Here is a 17445-nt window from a genome sequence, read left to right on the forward strand (position 1 = left end):
TGACGCACTATAGAAGTCAGTGTCGGCTATCCATAGGCGGTTTTATCTACCATGATACCTACTTTATTTGCCCGTCCTATCACCATTTGGGTCACCATCATTGTGCTGATCTTACATGGTCTTGCTGTATCAGCAATGATGTCTGTGGAGACTGTGGTACTACCAACAATCGAGCCTGATGAGGCCACACCCATTCAATTTGAGTTGATTACGTTAGAGGCGCAAGAGGTGAGTGCGGTTTCATCGCAATTGACAGACCAGTTAGCAAATAAAGAAGTGTTGTCAACAGAAAAAGCATTGCTAAACGAAGATGATTCATCAAACGAAGACGATTCATCAAACGAAGACGATTTATCAAACGAAGACGATTTATCAAACGAAGATGATTTATCAAACGAAGATGATTTATCAAACGAAGATGGTTTATCAAACGAAGATGATTTATCAAACGAAGATGGTTTATCAAACGAAGATGATTTATCAAACGAAGATGATTTATCAAACGAATACGATTTATCAAACGAAGACGATTTATCAAACGAAGACGATTTATCAAACGAAGACGATTTATCAAACGAAGATGATTTATCAAACAAAGATGATTTATCAAACGAAGATGATTTATCAAACGAAGACGATTTATCAAACGAAGATGATTTATCAAACGAAGATGATTTATCAAACGAAGATGATTTATCAAACGAAGATGATTTATCAAACGAAAAAACGCAGTTAGATGAAAACTTGCAGGCTATCATTGACAGTGTCTTTGCAAACGACAGAGATAGTCAGAAGCAGCAAGCTATTAACTTAGTCAAACAAAATATTAAAGAGCAGCTAAGGGTTATGGCATTACTTCCAGACTCGAACACAAAGACAGAATTACCCACACACGTCTTTTCCGTCAGTGAGGTCAGCTGGCGTAGTCCGCCAGAGACAGGTTGTCCCTCATTGGCGTTACCTATTGATATGCAGCGCTCGATTGACATGGTATTGGAATTGTCTGTAGATACCACAGGCACGATTACCAAGGTACAGCTTGGCTCATTACCCATGAGTAGTATGGACAATGTGTCAGGCACTGATAAGCGCGCTCCCAGTATTGAAGATACAGTAGAAGGCCGAGCGCTCAAGACTCAACTGGAGCAGTGCCAATTTGATCCACTACGAAAAGAGGGCAACATTGTGGCTGGTATCGTCGTGTTGCCAATCTATCCTTAATATCTCCTTTAAAAGGCGCGCTCAAAAAACCACCATAAGGCGATAAATACACTCACCAATGAGCCGCCATAAAATATCACCGATTTATAAAAACGCGTGTGCCGCAGTAGCAGAGCGATAGGGAAGACCACAACAATAAAGAGCAGCTGCCCAAGCTCAATACCGATATTAAAGCTCAGCAAGGCCAATACCCGCTCACTGACCGCCAATGGCAAATCGACCAACACATTGGCAAAACCAAAGCCATGAATAAGGCCAAAAATAAAGGCCAAATAGGTGGCACGCATGCGAAAAATCGGCACGAGGTTGTTCACCGCCGCCGCCGCGATGGATAAAGCAATCAATGATTCAATAAAGCGCGCAGGAATACTGACCACGTTGAGCGCAGCCAGTGTCAAAGTGATGGAATGCGCCAGCGTAAATGAGGTGGCAATCCAAAACACTTCCAGCAAGGCCGCACGCGGTTTGTCGACGGGCAGCAGTTGTTTTTCATGACGCCGATATACCGCAGGAATCAACAATACAAACAAAAACAGCAAATGATCCAAGCCGATCAGCAAATGATGAATGCCACTTTTTAAGAAGTTCAGCGTAATCGACGACCAAGTGGCCTCAACGCCCAGCTGGTTTTCGCCCACCGTCAATACTTGGACGGCAGTGCCCGTGTCTGCTTGCGTGAGTATCAGACGGTGGTTGGCATCGACGCCAGCAAGTACCTCATAATCTAGCAAAGAAATAGGCGCCTGACAGTCGACGGCAAAGTCGGTATATAAGTAGTTAAAGCCGCCGCGCGTGTTCAGCGCCAGCGGTGCAAAGTCAGTGACGCGGCAAGCATTGCCATCAGCTTTCAAGAGCACTTGGGCGGTGATCAGCTGCTGGATGAGTTTTTGCTGGGCAGTCACCTCTGCCCAACTGACTGCTTTATCTTGGTTGGGATCGATATCCACGAGCACTGACAAGTCTCGCAGCGATAGCTCGTACTGGGCACGGTAGCTGACTTCATCACTATTTTCAGTAGTGCTGGGGCCTAGGTTGAGATAAGCGGTGCTTGATTCGTGCGCGTGAGCGACGGTGGCGCTCAGTATAAATAGCACGCAGGGCAGTAGATAGCGGCGTATATATTGCAAAATAGTCTGCCTCATGAGTGACTCCCTAATGCTAGCAATACGTTTGTGGCACGCGCGTTTAATGGTAGCACAGTGGGCATGGCCATGCTTTTAATCTGCGTGTCTGAGCGTTGACAGTCGGTACACCCTGCGATGGTGCCCAAACGTAAATCGCGGGCAAGGGCAGGATATTCAAACTGAGTCTCGGCCATGTACTGTTGCAGTTTTTCGATATCAGCAATGCTGCCTGCTTTGATGGCTGCGGTGGCATAGACCAACATATCAGCTGTTTCACGCTGTTGTTGCCAGTTTTCTTTTGCTAAAGCCAGCGCATAGTTCACTCGATTGGTCAGTAGGGCAAAGGTGGCTTGTTCGCGTAAGTGCGCGTTTTCTTGGCGTAGCTCCCAGACGTCCACGCGCTCTTTCATCAGTGCGATGTTTTTTTGTGCGTCAGGATCACGTAGTTTGAGCTGTGCAGTGATGAGCCGCAAGAGCAGCGCATCCTTATTGGTATGGTCTTGTAGCAATCGGCGCGCGTCTTCATAGTGGCCGTATTTGAGTAGCCAGTCAGCGCGTGCCATCAAGGCGGGCACAGTGTCGCTATCCATGTTGGTAAAAACTTGTCTTGCAAGGTCGCTATCTCGACTGCGCAGCGCTGCATCGGCCTGCATCAGATAGATCCAGCGGGCAGTCGCCCCATCGAGCTGCGGGGCAATAGCCGCCAGCTGGTTTAAGGTTTGTTTGGCTTTATCCAGCTCGCCTGTCATGCTTTGTATTTGCGCGTGGCAGGCCGCTTGGTACACCGCCAGCGCGGGATCATTGAGTTTGGCGCAATAGGTCATGGCGTCATCAAATTGCCCTTGCACCACCAGCAAAGACGATAAGGTCAATAAGGCATCAGGGTGTGCGGGGTCTTTATTGAGTATTTGATTCAATAACGCTTTGGCTTCAGTGAACTTATGATCAGATTGTAGCACCCGTGCTTGTAGCATCAAGGTGTCGATATCTTGACCTTTGGCCTGCTCAAGCTGAGCTTGGGCTTGCCCCAGCGCGCGTGGGTCACCTTGTAGGTAGGCGCGCTCCAGCAGTTGACTGGTTTGCTGAGGGCTGAGTGCCAATGGGCTTTCAAATAGATTGCCTGAGTTTTTATATAGAGGCGACGGCGTATCAGCGGGTAGGGTTTCGACGATTTGTTGATCGTCTGGAATAAAAGGCGCGGCATATAAGGTATGGGTAGCGACAAAAAATAAGAGACAGGTTTTTATTATAGGTGTTATCAGTTTCATACATTTCCTCCACTCAAAATATAAAAAAAGCACCCAACCAGTATACTGATTAGGTGCTTGATGGGTGCTCTGCCACCCTACAATGAAGCGTTGGCGTTATTGATAGCGACAGGCTCTGCCAAGTCAGCTTCAGGGAGGACCACTCGGCTGACGTCTTGAGGCTCATCGGTATCAGGACTGTTACTGGCTTCGATGACCGCTTCGGTATTACTGACGGCCACCTCGGCTTTGGCTTGATCGATTTTGACTTGCCCGTTATTTGGGTCAATAGGCTTTGAGCTACTGTTATTGTCATTGTCACCAAAGCAACCAGACAATGCAGCCGATCCGGCGATCAATACCGCTAAATAAATATAGCGCATCTTGTTTCTCCTTAGAGTAGATCGGGCTTATCGACTGCCTGGAATCGGGGTAGTCAAATAAGGAAAGGCGGATGCAAATTCGGTGGCAGGCTTGACCACGCGATCAGTAAATTGCAGTTTACCTGCGACCGCATCTTCAGGCATACACGTCACGTCTGCAGGTAGCGCATCAACATGGCAAAGTACACCCATGGATACGCGCAACGCAATATCTGTCACATCATCACCAGGGCGTCGGCCATTTGGAAATCCAGCAACATCCACTGCAGCACTAGGTTTACCATCGGTTTGGTTATCAGCAAGGCTAATTACGCCCAGATCGTTCTGATTGGCAGCCGCCACCGCAGGGGTGGTCGTATTCAAACGCAACATGTCTGCAGGTACGACGGTCGCAGGTTTGTTAATGGTCGGCACGCCTGTCAAAAATGCAGTGACTAAGTCCTGACGCGGGAAGTTGGTCGGGGCTTTAGCACTGGGATATAGGCTTTGGATATAGGCTGGCAGGGCTGGATAGAAGACATAAGGGGCAAAGTTTTTCACATCGTCTTTTGGCTCTGAGGCGTTAAATTTGTCTTTGTCTTTTAGCCCAATCACCACTTCATTGACCAGCGGCATACCGAGTCTAGACACCTGCGTCCATGCGCCGCCTTTTTTGGCAGTGGTACTGATACCTGAGGCTGGTGTTGCGTTCACAAGCGTCGCTTGACGTACGCTGGCCGTGGTCCATGCGCCAATAACCGGATCAACCGAATCCAATGAGCCGTTAGCGTCAGAATCAACGGCTAACGCGCTATTGACCAAGCAAGATTTTGGCACTTCTAGGGCAATGGAAGTGATGTTTTTATCTTTTAATACATTGGTGCCGCCATCACGTGATAATAGTGGGTTGAGATTGATCCGATCAAAAACCTTGCCCAAATCAATGGCAAAGCTCTCAGAACGCTGACCGACAAAGACGCGTCCGTTACCGCACCCGCCCAAATTGATCGGTTGAATAAAGTTTCGGGCGTAGCTTGGATAGTCTGAAAAAGACTTGGTGCCAATATAATCAAAAGGCTTGTCAAACGTGCCAAGTGCGCTACGTGCACCGCTACGCCGATCGCCCTTAACCATGGTGACTGAGTAGCTCTCATTGGTCTGAAGATTGCTACGATCGATGACCTTGCCCGCATTGACTACAGGAACGGCCACATTCGGCGTTGCTGGGTTGCCATCGGTATCGATCTCGATGCTGTTGAGCGTCTGGGTAAAGTCAAATTGGAAGGTGATGTCTTCAACGGCATCGCCATTATTATCGATGTGAATCTCATACAACGCATCATCGTCTAAGGCGAAATAATTGGGTCCGCCATAGGCATCCTGCAGTGGCAGATAGTTGGCAATGATCGTGACATAGTCGTCACGCCCATTTTCATAGCTGTTAAACATGTATAAGTCGGTAGCATCGACTTTTGGGGTTTTGGTAATCGAAGGCGCTTCTCGGTGGCTTGAGGCAATGGCGCTGGCGCTGGCACATAATGCCATCGCGGCTACTAGAGCATTCACAGTGTTTTTCATACGAATCCTTGTAAAAAAACGTTATAGGAAGTGGATACTAAAACCGCTTGAATCAGATAGAAAGTCATTGTTTTTTAATAACTTAAACTAAACCTTTCTTTTAACAAATTAAACGAAACTAAAAATAGATGCAAGGTTTTTATCATTATCTTTGCGTTTTTATTGCAAAAAATATTGTATTAGTTACAAAGCGTTGCGTGGCCATATCTGCCTAATTTGAATGATTATTTTGGTTAATGGATCATTTAAATTGCGCCAAGCTTTGGCATGCAAGTAGATAAATGTGTGCCATAAAAAGGCTTGCCATAATTGGCAAGCCTTTTGGTTTTTATTAAAAGCACATAACGTGTAAATTTATGGACGGCTATCGCATAGCCACACAGGTTGAACCGTTACCGCTTTACGGCAAATTAGCGGTTCTGTCGCCAGTAGACTTTTAATACCATATCTTGGCGCGGAATGTTCAGGATTGGCTTGAGCGCGCGGCGCAATTGTTTGGTGTCACGGGCTTCAAGTGCGCCCCAAACTTTGGTGATAGGAGTGCTCAACTTTTGAGTATAACCGATGACCGCATCAGCAATAGCCGTACTGAGATCAACATCGGCATTATTGGTGATGAATAGGTGCTGCACAGCAAAGTTGGGATCATCAGCGAGGCACGCACTAACGGTTATATCATCAAAATAAGCATGGTCGGCGGGGTCATTGGTGACAGCGATAACAATAGGCGCAATGGGGTTTTGCCACGTTTCCAGCAATCTGGCAACGGTGGGCATGGCCGTCTCGTCACAGATGAGCAAACATTGACCTTCGGACAAATGCGCAATTTTTTCGGGATATTCGCGGGTACTGGTCAGCTGGTCAATCGGTTGTAGCGCCCGTGCCCAATTGCCGCCCGATGTGTCGCCATGAATATAGACATCGACCCATGCGCTGATTTGGCTGTGCTGTGCATCATGCCATGCTTTACGTAGCGTGTAGTAGCAGTGGCGACGTGATACTGCCTCTGTCGGTGTATGAGTGTCGTTCGTGCCGTCAGGTATCAAATCAAACAAGTAGGCATAGCCTGCATGGTCTAAAGGCGTGTCGGCTGGTGCGCGCACTACCAGCCGCAGCATGTTTGGGCTGACGTAGTATTGATGCATCACCGTAAAACGCTGGTTTTTTAGCATCAAGGTGCGCTGCCCCAGTTTTTTAGCTGCCTGTTGGATCAGGGCAATGTAGTTGTCTTTTAAGCTGACATCCGCGCTGATTGGCTGCGTAAAGGCCATAAAATAGTGCTGATGGCCAGTGTTGTTGTCGACGCGTAGCAGCAGCCCTGAAAGATAGATTTCATCAACATAAATGGATGCTTGATCGCCCAGCGCCTTACCAGTGTGTGCTTGTATCAGCATGGCCAGCTCATCTTGGTGCTCTTCACTGACATGGCTGATAAATTTAGTTTTGTTGGTATGGCTGTTGGCGGGTAGTATTGTTTGTTGGCTAAGCTCAGCTTGAAGCGAGGCATCAGCCACCTGTGTACTTGATACAGGTGTGTCTAAAATATCGGTCATATACAGTCGTCCAAAGCCGTAGGCAGTAGGTAATCATGCAAAATATAAATGTTATTGATAACTATTATCATTTGCATATTATCGCGATAATGTGCCGCGCTGTCAACTGCTGGATAAGAGTAAGGACTGATAAATAGGGTCAGTAAAAGCAGATAGACACTAAAAAAAGCGGGTCAGTGTAAGCTGGCAAGCTTTTGTTTAGCTGTACGCACATGAAGAAAGGTAAGCGTTACGGCTGGCTATGTTCGTTGTTTTTTTATCTGCATGCTTTGCTTGCTCGCGCGGCGTGATACGTTTTATTATGGGGGCTATTGCTGCAAGCTGCTTAAGGACGGCGGGCGGGGCGACGCCAATCAGGACGACTTATTTTGCAATAGTGTGCCGCACTACTGCGGTTGATGTTTTTGATTTTCTTATTATGAATGGCAACAGACTTATGATTACTGACACCAATACGCCTTTATCGTTTAGACGCTACCCCTCGACCACCGCGCTGCAATGTTTTGAGACTGCAGCGCGGCATTTGAGCTTTACCAATGCGGCTCAAGAGCTACATATGACCCAAAGTGCGATCAGCAAACAGGTGGCGCAGCTTGAAGAGATGCTTAATATTGCGCTGTTTTATCGCACGCCGCATCGCATCTCGTTGACCCCAGCAGGCAAGACCTACTATTTAGAAGTGCTGAGTATTTTGAAGCATATTGAGGTATCAACTACCAATCTGATGTCACACAGCGATAATACCGAGGTGCTCAGTATCGTCTCGCATCCGACGTTTTGCTCGCGCTGGCTTATTCCTGCACTCAAAGATTTTAATCGTGCCTATCCATTGATCAGCCTTGATATTAAGGAGCGGGCGGGGCCTTTTTTTTGTGAAAATCAAAAGGTGGATATTGCCTTTTTATACGGGGACGGTATTTGGAGCGGCATGGAGGCGGTAAAACTGTTTGATGAATATTGCATCGCTGTTTGTCATCCTGATTACTTAATAGATAACACGCTGAGTACAGAGAGCCTGCAAAATTGCGTGCTATTACAAATCGGCTCGCGGCCCAGCGCGTGGTATGAGTATTTTAAGCAGCAAGATATCAGTGTCGATGGCACGTTTGTTGGTCCTTGTTTTGAGACGTTTTATGCTTGCATTGCGGCTGCCATGACAGGCTATGGTATCGCGTTAGTGCCAGAGCGTTTGGTTGCGCCTGAGCTGGAGGCTGGCACGCTGGTACAAGTGTGGGAGTACACGTCAAAGGGACGCGGTGCGTATTATATGGCTTATCCGCTTTCGCTTGGCCGCTCACATAAGACCAAAGTCATGGTCGATTGGGTCAATCATTATCTTGAAAACCTTGATAAGGTCACGGGCAATATGGATGCCGTGGCATCCATATAATGATATGCACACGCCGTATATCCCAGCACCCACATTGATATCAGTATGACTATTAACGTGGATGCTGGCAGCCACATGCGGCAACCGAACCGCTTAAAATAACCGCAATGAGCAAAAGGAATGAAGCCACAACTTTTATTCGTTTGCGGCGCAGAGGGGGTTTTGCTGAAATGACAGTCTAAATCAAGGACGTTAAGAGACTCTCATGGATACAAGACATAATGTGACTGATGCTTTTACAATGGTGCATCCCATCACCTTGACCTGCGGTAAAAACGCTAAAGTCTGGGACACAGACGGTCATTGTTATATTGATTTTGTGGGCGGTATTGGCGTGCTCAATTTTGGCCATTGCCATCCGCAGATTGTCAGCGCTGTCACAGAGCAGGCGCAATCATTGATTCATTACGCGTACAATGCCGCTGGGCATTTGCCGTATCAGACCTTTATGCCGCGCCTGTGTCAACTGGTTGCGGACAGCATGCAAGACCCAAAATCGACTCAGGCCAGCCCAAACCCTGATGACCACGACGCATCAGAGACCACCGACAGCATCGGTCTGTCTGGTATGTTGACCAACTGCGGCGCTGAAGCTACCGAAAACGCCTTAAAAATCGCGCGCCTAAAAACCAATCGTATCGGCGTCATTGCCTTTGATGGCGGCTTCCATGGTCGTACCCTTGCTGCCGTTAACCTTAACGGTAAAGTCGCCCCTTACAAACGTGGTCTTGGGCCACTCTCCAGCGCCGTTTATCACATTCCTTTCCCCAGTGCCGATAACGATACCAGCGATCAGCAGGCTATTGATGCCTTGACGCGCCTGTTTTCAGTCGAAACCGACGTGGACAACATCGGTGCCATCATCGTCGAGCCTGTGCAAGGCGAGGGCGGCTTTCAGTTACTATCCCCCAGCTTTGCTCAGTATCTGCGCGACTTCTGCGATGAGCATGGCATGCTGCTGATTATGGATGAAATCCAATCAGGCTATGGCCGCACAGGTACACCGTTTGCCTTTTCGCATTTGGGCGTTGATCCAGACATGATCTTGCTGGGTAAAAGTATCGCAGGTGGGTTGCCGCTTGGTGCCGTCGTGGGTAAAGATGCGGTGATGAACGGCCTTGCCAAAGGCAGTCTGGGTGGTACTTATTCGGGCAATCCTGTCGCCTGCGCGGCAGCGAATGCCACGCTGGACATCATGCAAGATCAGATGACATGGGATGGTGCACAGCACTATGCGCATGCCATTGAGCAGACCATCGCTCAGTGGCAAGCAGAAGATCTGTCCCCGTGGTTGCATGGCTTGACAGGCGTTGGCGCGATGCGCGGGATTGAATTGCGTCACGCCAGCGCGGGTACCAATCCGCAAGTGATGGCCTATGTGCTGTCTGAGGCACGCGCCCGTGGTTTACTACTCATGCCAAGCGGCAAATATCGGCACATCATTCGTTTGTTGCCGCCCCTTACTATCGAGCCTGAAACCTTAACGCAAGGTTTGAGCATCTTAAAAACGGTTTTGCAAAGCATTCCAGAGCAACTGGCGGATGTCTCAGCATAACCACTGTCGTGTAAGTTTACCTATCATGTTTAATCGGAGAAATGATCATGAGTGATACCCCATTTGTCAGTAGTGACCGCATCCGTCATGCCTTTTCTGTGGCCATGTCAGAGATGTACCAAAAAGAAGTGCCCCTGTATCAAGACTTACTTACCTTAGTATCGGATGTGAATGCTGGCGTACTGTCAGCGCAGCCTGAGGTCAAGGCACAGCTGTCGCATACCGGTGAGCTTGAGCGACTGGATATGGAGCGTCACGGCGCGATTCGCTTAGGCACAGCGGCGGAGCTTGCCATGATGCGCCGTTTATTCGCAGTCATGGGCATGTACCCTGTGGGCTACTACGACTTGGCACCTGCTTCGGTACCTGTGCACTCAACTGCCTTTCGGGCGATTGACCCCAAGGCGCTTAGCAATAGTCCGTTTCGCGTGTTTACCTCGCTATTGCGCCTTGATCTGATCGATAATGACGCGCTTAGAGAGGCCGCATTAACGGCACTGAATGCGCGCCAAATCTTTACCGATGAAGCCGTGGCGCTGATTGAACAGTTCGAGCGTGACGGCGGTCTGAGTGCAGAAGACAGCGCGCGCTTTGTCAAAGCCGCGCTTGAGACCTTCCGCTGGCATAGTGATACCCCCGTGTCAAAAGAGTTGTACGAACAGCTTTTGGATCAGCATCGTTTAATTGCTGATGTGGTGGGCTTTAAAGGGCCACACATCAATCATTTGACCCCGCGCACGCTAGACATTGATGCGGTGCAGGCGGGTATGGCCGCCCGTGGTATTCCGCCGAAAGCGATCATCGAGGGGCCACCACGCCGTCAGTGTCCGATTTTGTTGCGTCAAACCAGCTTTAAGGCATTAAAAGAAGCGGTGAACTTTCAGCATGCTAATGGACACTTTGAGGCGGGACAACACACAGCGCGCTTTGGTGAGATTGAGCAGCGCGGGGTGGCACTGACGGCGACAGGACGGGCGCTATATGACCAAATGCTCACGCAGGCACGCACGGCATTGGGCGAGCTGCCCAATGAGGAAAACGCTGGCGAATACATGCAGTTACTAGAAAAAGCATTTGCCGACTTCCCTGATGATTATCAGCGCTTGCATGATGAGCAATTGGCCTACTTCTATTATCAAACAACAGATGACGAATCTGCCGATCAAACGGCTGCTGATGTCAAAGTACTGCTTGATGATATCGGCGATGCCAAGCCCACGTTTGAGCAAATTGGCGACTTGATAGCCAAGGGCGTACTGCGTATTGAACCTATTGTTTATGAAGACTTTTTGCCAGTCAGTGCAGCTGGTATCTTCCAGTCTAATCTGCAAGAGGATAAGCCCAGTCACTATGCAGGTGAGTCCAACCAACAGGCATTTGAACAGGCGCTAGGCGCGGCTGTCTATGACGAAATGTCATTGTACATTAATGCCCAAGCAGACAGCCTTGAGCGTAGTATGCAAGCATTAGTATCATCTAACAAAAGTACGTCAATATCGTAATTTAGTCAGCCATTCCAAAACGGAATGGCTGCAAGAATTTTATTATTTTGCAAGCAAAGCCTGAGCAATGTAATTTTATAAGTCTCTCAAGGATGCAAAAAATTCTCACATAACGAAAGGAATGACTATGATTCAGCAATACATGTCCGCCATGGGTGTTACCGAAGATCAGTATCAAAATGGCGACTTTGCCGTGCATACCCCAATCGACGGTAGCGTGATTGGTAAAATCAACCTACACAACACCGATGATGTCAAAACCGCGGTCGATAATGCCAAATCTGCATTTAATGCATGGCGCACTGTACCTGCTCCAAAACGTGGCGAGCTGATTCGCCTACTTGGCGAAGTACTACGTGAGCACAAAGAAGACCTAGGCGCACTGGTGTCACTAGAAGCGGGCAAAATCAAAGAAGAAGGTTTGGGTGAAGTTCAAGAGATGATCGACATCTGTGACTTCGCTGTTGGGGTATCACGCCAGCTATACGGCCTCACCATCGCCTCTGAGCGCCCAGGTCACCACATGCGCGAAACGTGGCACCCACTTGGTGTTATCGGCGTCATTTCAGCCTTTAACTTCCCAGTCGCCGTATGGTCATGGAACACCTCACTGGCCATCATCTGTGGTAACCCTGTGATTTGGAAGCCTTCTGAAAAAACCCCATTGACCGCGATCGCTTGTCAGGCCTTGTTTGAAAAAGCCTTGGCTAAGTTTGATGACAGCGACGCGCCAGCGCACCTATCACAGATTCTCCTTGGTAAAACCGAAGTGGGTAACGCCTTGGTTGAAAACAAAGATGTCGCACTGATCAGCGCAACCGGCAGCACCCGTATGGGTCAAACCGTAGGGCCAAAAGTGGCTCAACGCTTCGGCAAATGCTTGCTAGAGCTTGGCGGTAATAACGCCATGATCCTAACCCAAAGTGCGGATCTTGACTTGGCACTACGCGGTATCTTGTTCTCAGCTGTGGGCACAGCAGGGCAGCGCTGCACCACCTTGCGCCGCTTGTTTGTCCATGAGTCGGTTAAAGATGACATCTTGCCACGTGTGAAAGCGGCTTATGAAACCGTCAGCATCGGTCATCCACTTGAGGGCAACTTGATTGGGCCACTGATTGACGAAGACAGCTTTAACAACATGCAAACGGCACTAGAGAACGCCAAGCAGTCTGGCGGCAGCGTCACAGGCGGTGAGCGCGTCTTGGCTGACCAATATCCTGATGCCTATTACGTCAAGCCTGCCATCGTTGAGATGGATCAGCAAAACGACGTGGTACGCAGCGAGACCTTTGCGCCTATCTTATATGTCATGACCTACAGTGACTTTGACGATGCATTGGCCATGCAGAACGATGTGCCACAAGGTCTATCGTCTTGTATCTTTACCAACGATTTGCGTGAAGCTGAATCGTTCTTAAGCGATCGTGGCAGTGATTGCGGTATTGCTAACGTCAATATCGGTACCAGTGGTGCAGAAATCGGCGGCGCGTTTGGTGGCGAAAAAGAAACTGGCGGTGGTCGTGAGTCAGGCTCTGATGCATGGAAAAACTACATGCGTCGTCAGACCAACACCATCAACTACTCAACAGAGTTGCCATTGGCACAAGGCATTAACTTCGGTTAGGAAGTCAGGGCATGTTATCTATATTTTAAGCTAAACATATTGTTTTGACGTTGTGATACTAAGTACCCTGCCGTACTTAGTGTCGCTCAAACCCCATGCTATGGCGACAACAAGTGTGGTCTGGCAGCTGATAAGAGAGGATGTCAGCGAAGAGGTGAGGTACCACCGCTAAGGGTCGTCATGACATCGTACCGGAGACATAAAGGTTAAATCAGGACGATCCTGCAACAATTGATTGCTGCTACTAAGGAAGGTAGGTATATATGATTACTGAAAAACCACACGACCCTAACGATGACGGCTATGGCCCGTCGTCTAACTTCTTACTTGATATTGCACCACTGGTATTGACAGCCATCATACTGATGGTGCAATTTTTTATCTTTAAAGACTTTACCCCGCATATTCCGCTGGCCTGCGGTATCTTGATCACAGGCTTGTTTATGAAAATGCGTGGCCGCGACTGGGAGGGCATGGAAGAGCGCTTCTTAAAGGTCGTCAAAATTGGTTTACCAGCGATTTTGATTTTGATGGGTGTGGGCATGCTCATCGGGTCGTGGATTATCGCAGGTACCGTACCCACTATTTTGTACTACGGGTTTAGCATTTTTTCTCCTTCCTCCTTTTTATTCTCTGTTTGTATCATTTGCGCCATCATCTCTGTCGCCACAGGCACCTCTTGGGGTACCGTCGGTACCGTTGGTCTTGCCATGATGGGTATCGGGGTTGGCCTTGGTATCCCAGCGCATTTCACAGGCGGCGCGATTGTATCTGGCGCATTCTTTGGTGACAAAATGTCGCCACTATCAGACACCACCAACTTAACGCCCGCAGCAGCTGGGGTTAACCTTTGGGAACATATTCAAGGGATGTTGCCGACCACTGTGCCTGCGATGGTGACCGCGCTGTGTATCTATGCGTGGATTGGTATGGGCTATGGTAGCGACAACATCGATATGACTTCAGTACAAGCGCTACAAACCACATTGATCGACAACTACACCATCAGTCTATGGACGCTACTGCCTGCAATCGTGGTCGTTGGCGCAGCGGTGCTAAAAATGCCTGCTATTCCAACGGTACTTAGTGGTGTGGTCGTGGCCTCGCTCGTCGCCTTCTTTATGCAAGGTGTTGGTGTCAGTGAAATCTTCACCGTGCTACAAAATGGCTTTGTGAGTGAAACGGGCTCTGAAGTGGTAGACAAACTACTGTCTAAAGGCGGCGTCATGTCGATGACGTGGGTTGTGACCTTAACCATCTTTGCCTTGGCCTTTGTCGGCTCACTAGAGCATTACGGCACGCTCAAAGCAATCATGGTCAAAATCAATAAGATGGTCAAATCGCGCCTCGGCTTGATCGGTACGACTTATACCAGTGTTATCGGTGTTGGTACCATCATCGGTGATGTATACACCACCTTGGTATTGCCAGCGCGCTTACTCAAAGACAAATACGAAGAGATGGGCTATAAGCGCACCACGCTAACCCGCTCTATTGAAGACAGCGGTACGCTATTGTCACCACTGATTCCTTGGAACATGGGTGGTAGCTTTGTGGCTGCGACGCTGGGTATTGCTACCTTGACTTATGCCCCGTTTGCATTTGCTTGCTGGTTGTCACCACTGTTTGGTTTGCTATGGGCAGTAATGGGTAAGTTTATTCCGCGCGAAGAGGCCAGCAAAACTGCAGCCTACAATGCCAAGAAGCATGAGTCATCAGTATCTATCGACGACATTTAATATTCATCAATCACAACAAGTATCAGGTTTAATATCAGTTGCACAGGAGGGCACGATATGTTGCAAGAGCATTGTTTATGGGACATTACCGCGCCCAAAGCGCCACACTGTGAGGCACTGACTCAAGACGTCACCACCCAAGTATGTATCATTGGCGGCGGCTACACAGGACTCTCGGCAGCCATTCATTTGGCAGAAAAAGGCGTTAGTGTCGTCGTACTAGAAGCACATACGGTCGGTAGTGGCGGCTCAGGAAAAAGTGTGGGACTGGTCAATGCTGGCACATGGGCACGCCCCGATGACCTAAGCACGACGCTGGGCGAGCACGATGGTGAGCGCTTGACGCAAGCCTTGGGTGATGCGCCAAGATTGGTGTTTGATCTGATCAAGCGTTATGACATTGATGCTCAAGCCGTCAATGCAGGCAATATTCATATGGCACACAATCGCAAAGGTGAAGAAGATGTTGATATTCGCTATGAGCAGCTGACCCGCCGCGGCGCGAATGTTGAGGTATTGACAGGTGCGCGCTGCCATGAGTATTGCGGCACCACTAGTATCAACAAGGCGCTACTCGATCACCGTGCAGGGACGATGAACCCACTGGCCTATGTCAACGGTCTTGCCAAAGTGGCGCTCAGCCTTGGCGTGACTATCTATGAGCAATCGCCTGTACACAGCCTTGAAAAAGCAGATGGGCAGTGGTATGCCAGAACGGATAGCGCTGCCGTAGGGGCTGAGCGGGTTATCATCGCTACCAATGCCTATACTGAGGGCGAATGGACGGAGGTTAACAAAGCCTTTTATACCGTGCAATATTATCAGATTGCCTCTGAGCCGCTCAGTGGTGAAGTGGCTGATCGTATCCTGCCATATCGCACAGGCGCATGGGACACCCGTTTGGCACTCTCAAGCTTCCGCCGTGATAAAGACGATCGTTTGCTGCTTGGTACGGTTGGCGGCAGTGCCTGCAAGCCTGCTTCTTTTTATCAGTCATGGGCCAACTATGTACAAAAAAGCTACTACCCTGATTTGCCAAAATTCAACTGGCAGTATGAGTGGTTTGGCAAGTTTGGCTTCACGACAGATCATATCTTTCGCGTGCTAGAGCCTGATGAAGGATTGCTGACCGCAACCGCTTATAACGGTCGCGGTATTACCACAGGGACGATGATGGGCAAGTGCTTTGCTGACTATATCTTGACTGGTGACCGCAGTACGATTCCGTTGCCCTTTAAAACCTTGGAAGAGTCGAAGGTGCCAATGGCGGGAATGAAATCGATGTTTACTGAGGTAGGGCTTACGCTGTATCACTCAGGGCAGTGTTTGCGTATCATCAGATAATTGCTATTCATGTTATCACTGTGCTTTTGAGCCTCACTTTGGTGGGGCTTTTTTTTTGGTTTGTTATTTGCTGGAGCCGTTATCATTTATTCAACACACATCCCCATCCTAAATCGCAATCCGCGAAAACTTACTTTGATATTCTTTGGGCGTCAGATCGGTGCTGCGTTTAAACAAGCGTGCAAATGAGGACGTGTCATCGTAGCCAACCTGATGCGCCAAAGACTTAATCGAAACCTCACCTGATTCCAGCAGTCTTTTGGCCTGTTCAACACGTACGGCCTGAATGTATTCAATCGGCCGCATGGCCATGCATGTCTGAAAGCGACGATTTAAGGTACGCGGCGTGACATTGACCATCGTGGCAAGCTGGCTTACCTGCAGGTGCTCGCGAAAATGTGCCTCAATATAGGCTTGCACGCGTTTGACCAGCGCATCGGCATGCGGCTTATATAGGGGCACATTGCTATAGCTGCTTTGGTTGCCGCGCTTGCTGTCGATGATTTGAGTCTTTGCCACTTGGGTTGATACTTCACGACCGCAGTAACGCTCAATCAGTAGCAGCGCCAATTCATAAAAAGCACTGCCACCTGCCGCGCAAAAGATATTGCCTGATTGCGTCACAAACTGCGCTGCCTGTAAGTCAACCTGTGGAAAATCTGCCCGAAACTTGCTGGCATAGCCCCAGTGCGTGGTGGCTTGCAAGCCATCAAGTAGCCCCGCTTTTGCCAGAAAAAACGCCCCGCTACAATTGCTGGCGATATCGGCTTTGGTTGCCGCCAAACGCCTGATGTGCGGTAGCAGCTCAAGGTTGTTGCTGAGCACCTTATCGATCGCATCACCAATGGTCGGGATCAGTAATACATCACAATCAGTAACTGCTGCAATGTCACAGTGCGCCTGCATCAACAGGCGGTTGCTACACCTGATATCCGCGCCGTGTAAGCTGGCGATTTGTACCTTAAATCTGGGCATGACAGGTTGATCTAAAAACCGTTGCCAGCTGACCCCAGTAAAAGAAAACAAATCCAGCGCGCCCGCCAGCACGCTACCCAGCACGCCATCAAAGCCCAAGATAATGACACGAAAAGGCATGATGTCATGTGGCGCAGGCATAAGTGGAGACTCCAAAGATAAAAAGATAAGCGGTAGGTGCTTAAAAAGCAGATGCTTAAAAAATAGACGAGCGTTATGTTTTATCAATTA

The 17445-nt window shown here is 48.9% G+C and carries 13 protein-coding genes; 7 read left to right on the top strand and 6 right to left on the bottom strand.

The window, feature by feature from the left end; translation table 11 throughout:
• Positions 1–51 precede the first annotated feature (51 nt).
• Complete coding sequence (locus ACFI32_RS09680) at positions 52–1221, top strand: hypothetical protein (protein ID WP_462626381.1); 1170 nt, start codon at positions 52–54, stop codon at positions 1219–1221.
• Between the two features lie 8 nt (positions 1222–1229).
• Here ACFI32_RS09680 and ACFI32_RS09685 read toward each other — a convergent pair whose 3' ends face one another.
• The 5 genes from ACFI32_RS09685 to ACFI32_RS09705 all read right to left on the bottom strand — a co-directional run bounded on the left by ACFI32_RS09685 (position 1230) and on the right by ACFI32_RS09705 (position 7085).
• A complete protein-coding gene (locus tag ACFI32_RS09685; RefSeq protein WP_462626382.1) occupies positions 1230–2363 on the bottom strand; it encodes a HupE/UreJ family protein in 1134 nt (377 codons plus the stop codon).
• The gene (locus ACFI32_RS09690) at positions 2360–3613 is read right to left on the bottom strand and encodes a tetratricopeptide repeat protein (protein ID WP_462626383.1); all 1254 of its coding nucleotides are present in this window, start codon (positions 3611–3613) and stop codon (positions 2360–2362) included. Before ACFI32_RS09690 ends, ACFI32_RS09685 begins: the two co-directional genes overlap by 4 nt.
• A gap of 77 nt (positions 3614–3690) precedes the next feature.
• Positions 3691–3975, bottom strand: a complete 285-nt coding sequence (locus tag ACFI32_RS09695) for a hypothetical protein (protein ID WP_462626384.1) — start codon at positions 3973–3975, stop codon at positions 3691–3693.
• Between the two features lie 27 nt (positions 3976–4002).
• Positions 4003–5532, bottom strand: a complete 1530-nt coding sequence (locus ACFI32_RS09700; protein WP_462626385.1) for a DUF4331 domain-containing protein — start codon at positions 5530–5532, stop codon at positions 4003–4005.
• Between the two features lie 410 nt (positions 5533–5942).
• Positions 5943–7085, bottom strand: coding sequence for a siderophore-interacting protein (locus ACFI32_RS09705; RefSeq protein WP_462626386.1), 1143 nt, complete (start codon positions 7083–7085; stop codon positions 5943–5945).
• 436 nt (positions 7086–7521) lie between these two features.
• On the opposite strand from ACFI32_RS09705, the gene ACFI32_RS09710 reads away from it, so the two are divergent.
• From ACFI32_RS09710 to amaA, 6 genes are all read left to right on the top strand, one after another.
• Positions 7522–8475 carry a LysR substrate-binding domain-containing protein gene (locus ACFI32_RS09710; RefSeq protein WP_462626387.1) on the top strand — a complete coding sequence of 318 codons (954 nt, stop codon included), beginning with the start codon at positions 7522–7524 and terminating at the stop codon, positions 8473–8475.
• Between the two features lie 205 nt (positions 8476–8680).
• Entirely contained in the window at positions 8681–10030 is a 1350-nt protein-coding gene (locus ACFI32_RS09715) for an aspartate aminotransferase family protein (RefSeq protein WP_462626388.1), read from the top strand.
• A gap of 47 nt (positions 10031–10077) precedes the next feature.
• Positions 10078–11532 carry a 2-oxoadipate dioxygenase/decarboxylase HglS gene (hglS, locus tag ACFI32_RS09720; RefSeq protein ID WP_462626389.1) on the top strand — a complete coding sequence of 485 codons (1455 nt, stop codon included), beginning with the start codon at positions 10078–10080 and terminating at the stop codon, positions 11530–11532.
• A gap of 127 nt (positions 11533–11659) precedes the next feature.
• A complete protein-coding gene (gene amaB, locus ACFI32_RS09725; protein ID WP_462626390.1) occupies positions 11660–13156 on the top strand; it encodes an L-piperidine-6-carboxylate dehydrogenase in 1497 nt (498 codons plus the stop codon).
• Positions 13157–13419: 263 nt separating this feature from the next.
• On the top strand, positions 13420–14895 hold the full coding sequence (gene nhaC / locus ACFI32_RS09730) for a Na+/H+ antiporter NhaC (RefSeq protein ID WP_462626391.1): 1476 nt from the start codon (positions 13420–13422) through the stop codon (positions 14893–14895).
• Positions 14896–14952: 57 nt separating this feature from the next.
• Complete coding sequence (gene amaA, locus ACFI32_RS09735; RefSeq protein ID WP_462626392.1) at positions 14953–16239, top strand: L-pipecolate oxidase; 1287 nt, start codon at positions 14953–14955, stop codon at positions 16237–16239.
• A gap of 108 nt (positions 16240–16347) precedes the next feature.
• On the opposite strand, the gene ACFI32_RS09740 is transcribed toward amaA, so the two are convergent.
• A complete protein-coding gene (locus tag ACFI32_RS09740; protein ID WP_462626393.1) occupies positions 16348–17355 on the bottom strand; it encodes a GlxA family transcriptional regulator in 1008 nt (335 codons plus the stop codon).
• Between the last annotated feature and the right edge of the window lie 90 nt (positions 17356–17445).

The sequence above is a fragment of the Psychrobacter sp. PSi21 genome, assembly GCF_054960615.1.

Bases quoted from the DNA above. Each gene is read 5' to 3' on its own strand.
- ACFI32_RS09680 (WP_462626381.1), top strand. From the start codon at position 52: ATGATACCTACTTTATTTGCCCGTCCTATCACCATTTGGGTCACCATC.
- ACFI32_RS09685 (WP_462626382.1), bottom strand. From the start codon at position 2,363: ATGAGGCAGACTATTTTGCAATATATACGCCGCTATCTACTGCCCTGC.
- ACFI32_RS09690 (WP_462626383.1), bottom strand. From the start codon at position 3,613: ATGAAACTGATAACACCTATAATAAAAACCTGTCTCTTATTTTTTGTC.
- ACFI32_RS09695 (WP_462626384.1), bottom strand. From the start codon at position 3,975: ATGCGCTATATTTATTTAGCGGTATTGATCGCCGGATCGGCTGCATTG.
- ACFI32_RS09700 (WP_462626385.1), bottom strand. From the start codon at position 5,532: ATGAAAAACACTGTGAATGCTCTAGTAGCCGCGATGGCATTATGTGCC.
- ACFI32_RS09705 (WP_462626386.1), bottom strand. From the start codon at position 7,085: ATGACCGATATTTTAGACACACCTGTATCAAGTACACAGGTGGCTGAT.
- ACFI32_RS09710 (WP_462626387.1), top strand. From the start codon at position 7,522: ATGATTACTGACACCAATACGCCTTTATCGTTTAGACGCTACCCCTCG.
- ACFI32_RS09715 (WP_462626388.1), top strand. From the start codon at position 8,681: ATGGATACAAGACATAATGTGACTGATGCTTTTACAATGGTGCATCCC.
- hglS (WP_462626389.1), top strand. From the start codon at position 10,078: ATGAGTGATACCCCATTTGTCAGTAGTGACCGCATCCGTCATGCCTTT.
- amaB (WP_462626390.1), top strand. From the start codon at position 11,660: ATGATTCAGCAATACATGTCCGCCATGGGTGTTACCGAAGATCAGTAT.
- nhaC (WP_462626391.1), top strand. From the start codon at position 13,420: ATGATTACTGAAAAACCACACGACCCTAACGATGACGGCTATGGCCCG.
- amaA (WP_462626392.1), top strand. From the start codon at position 14,953: ATGTTGCAAGAGCATTGTTTATGGGACATTACCGCGCCCAAAGCGCCA.
- ACFI32_RS09740 (WP_462626393.1), bottom strand. From the start codon at position 17,355: ATGCCTGCGCCACATGACATCATGCCTTTTCGTGTCATTATCTTGGGC.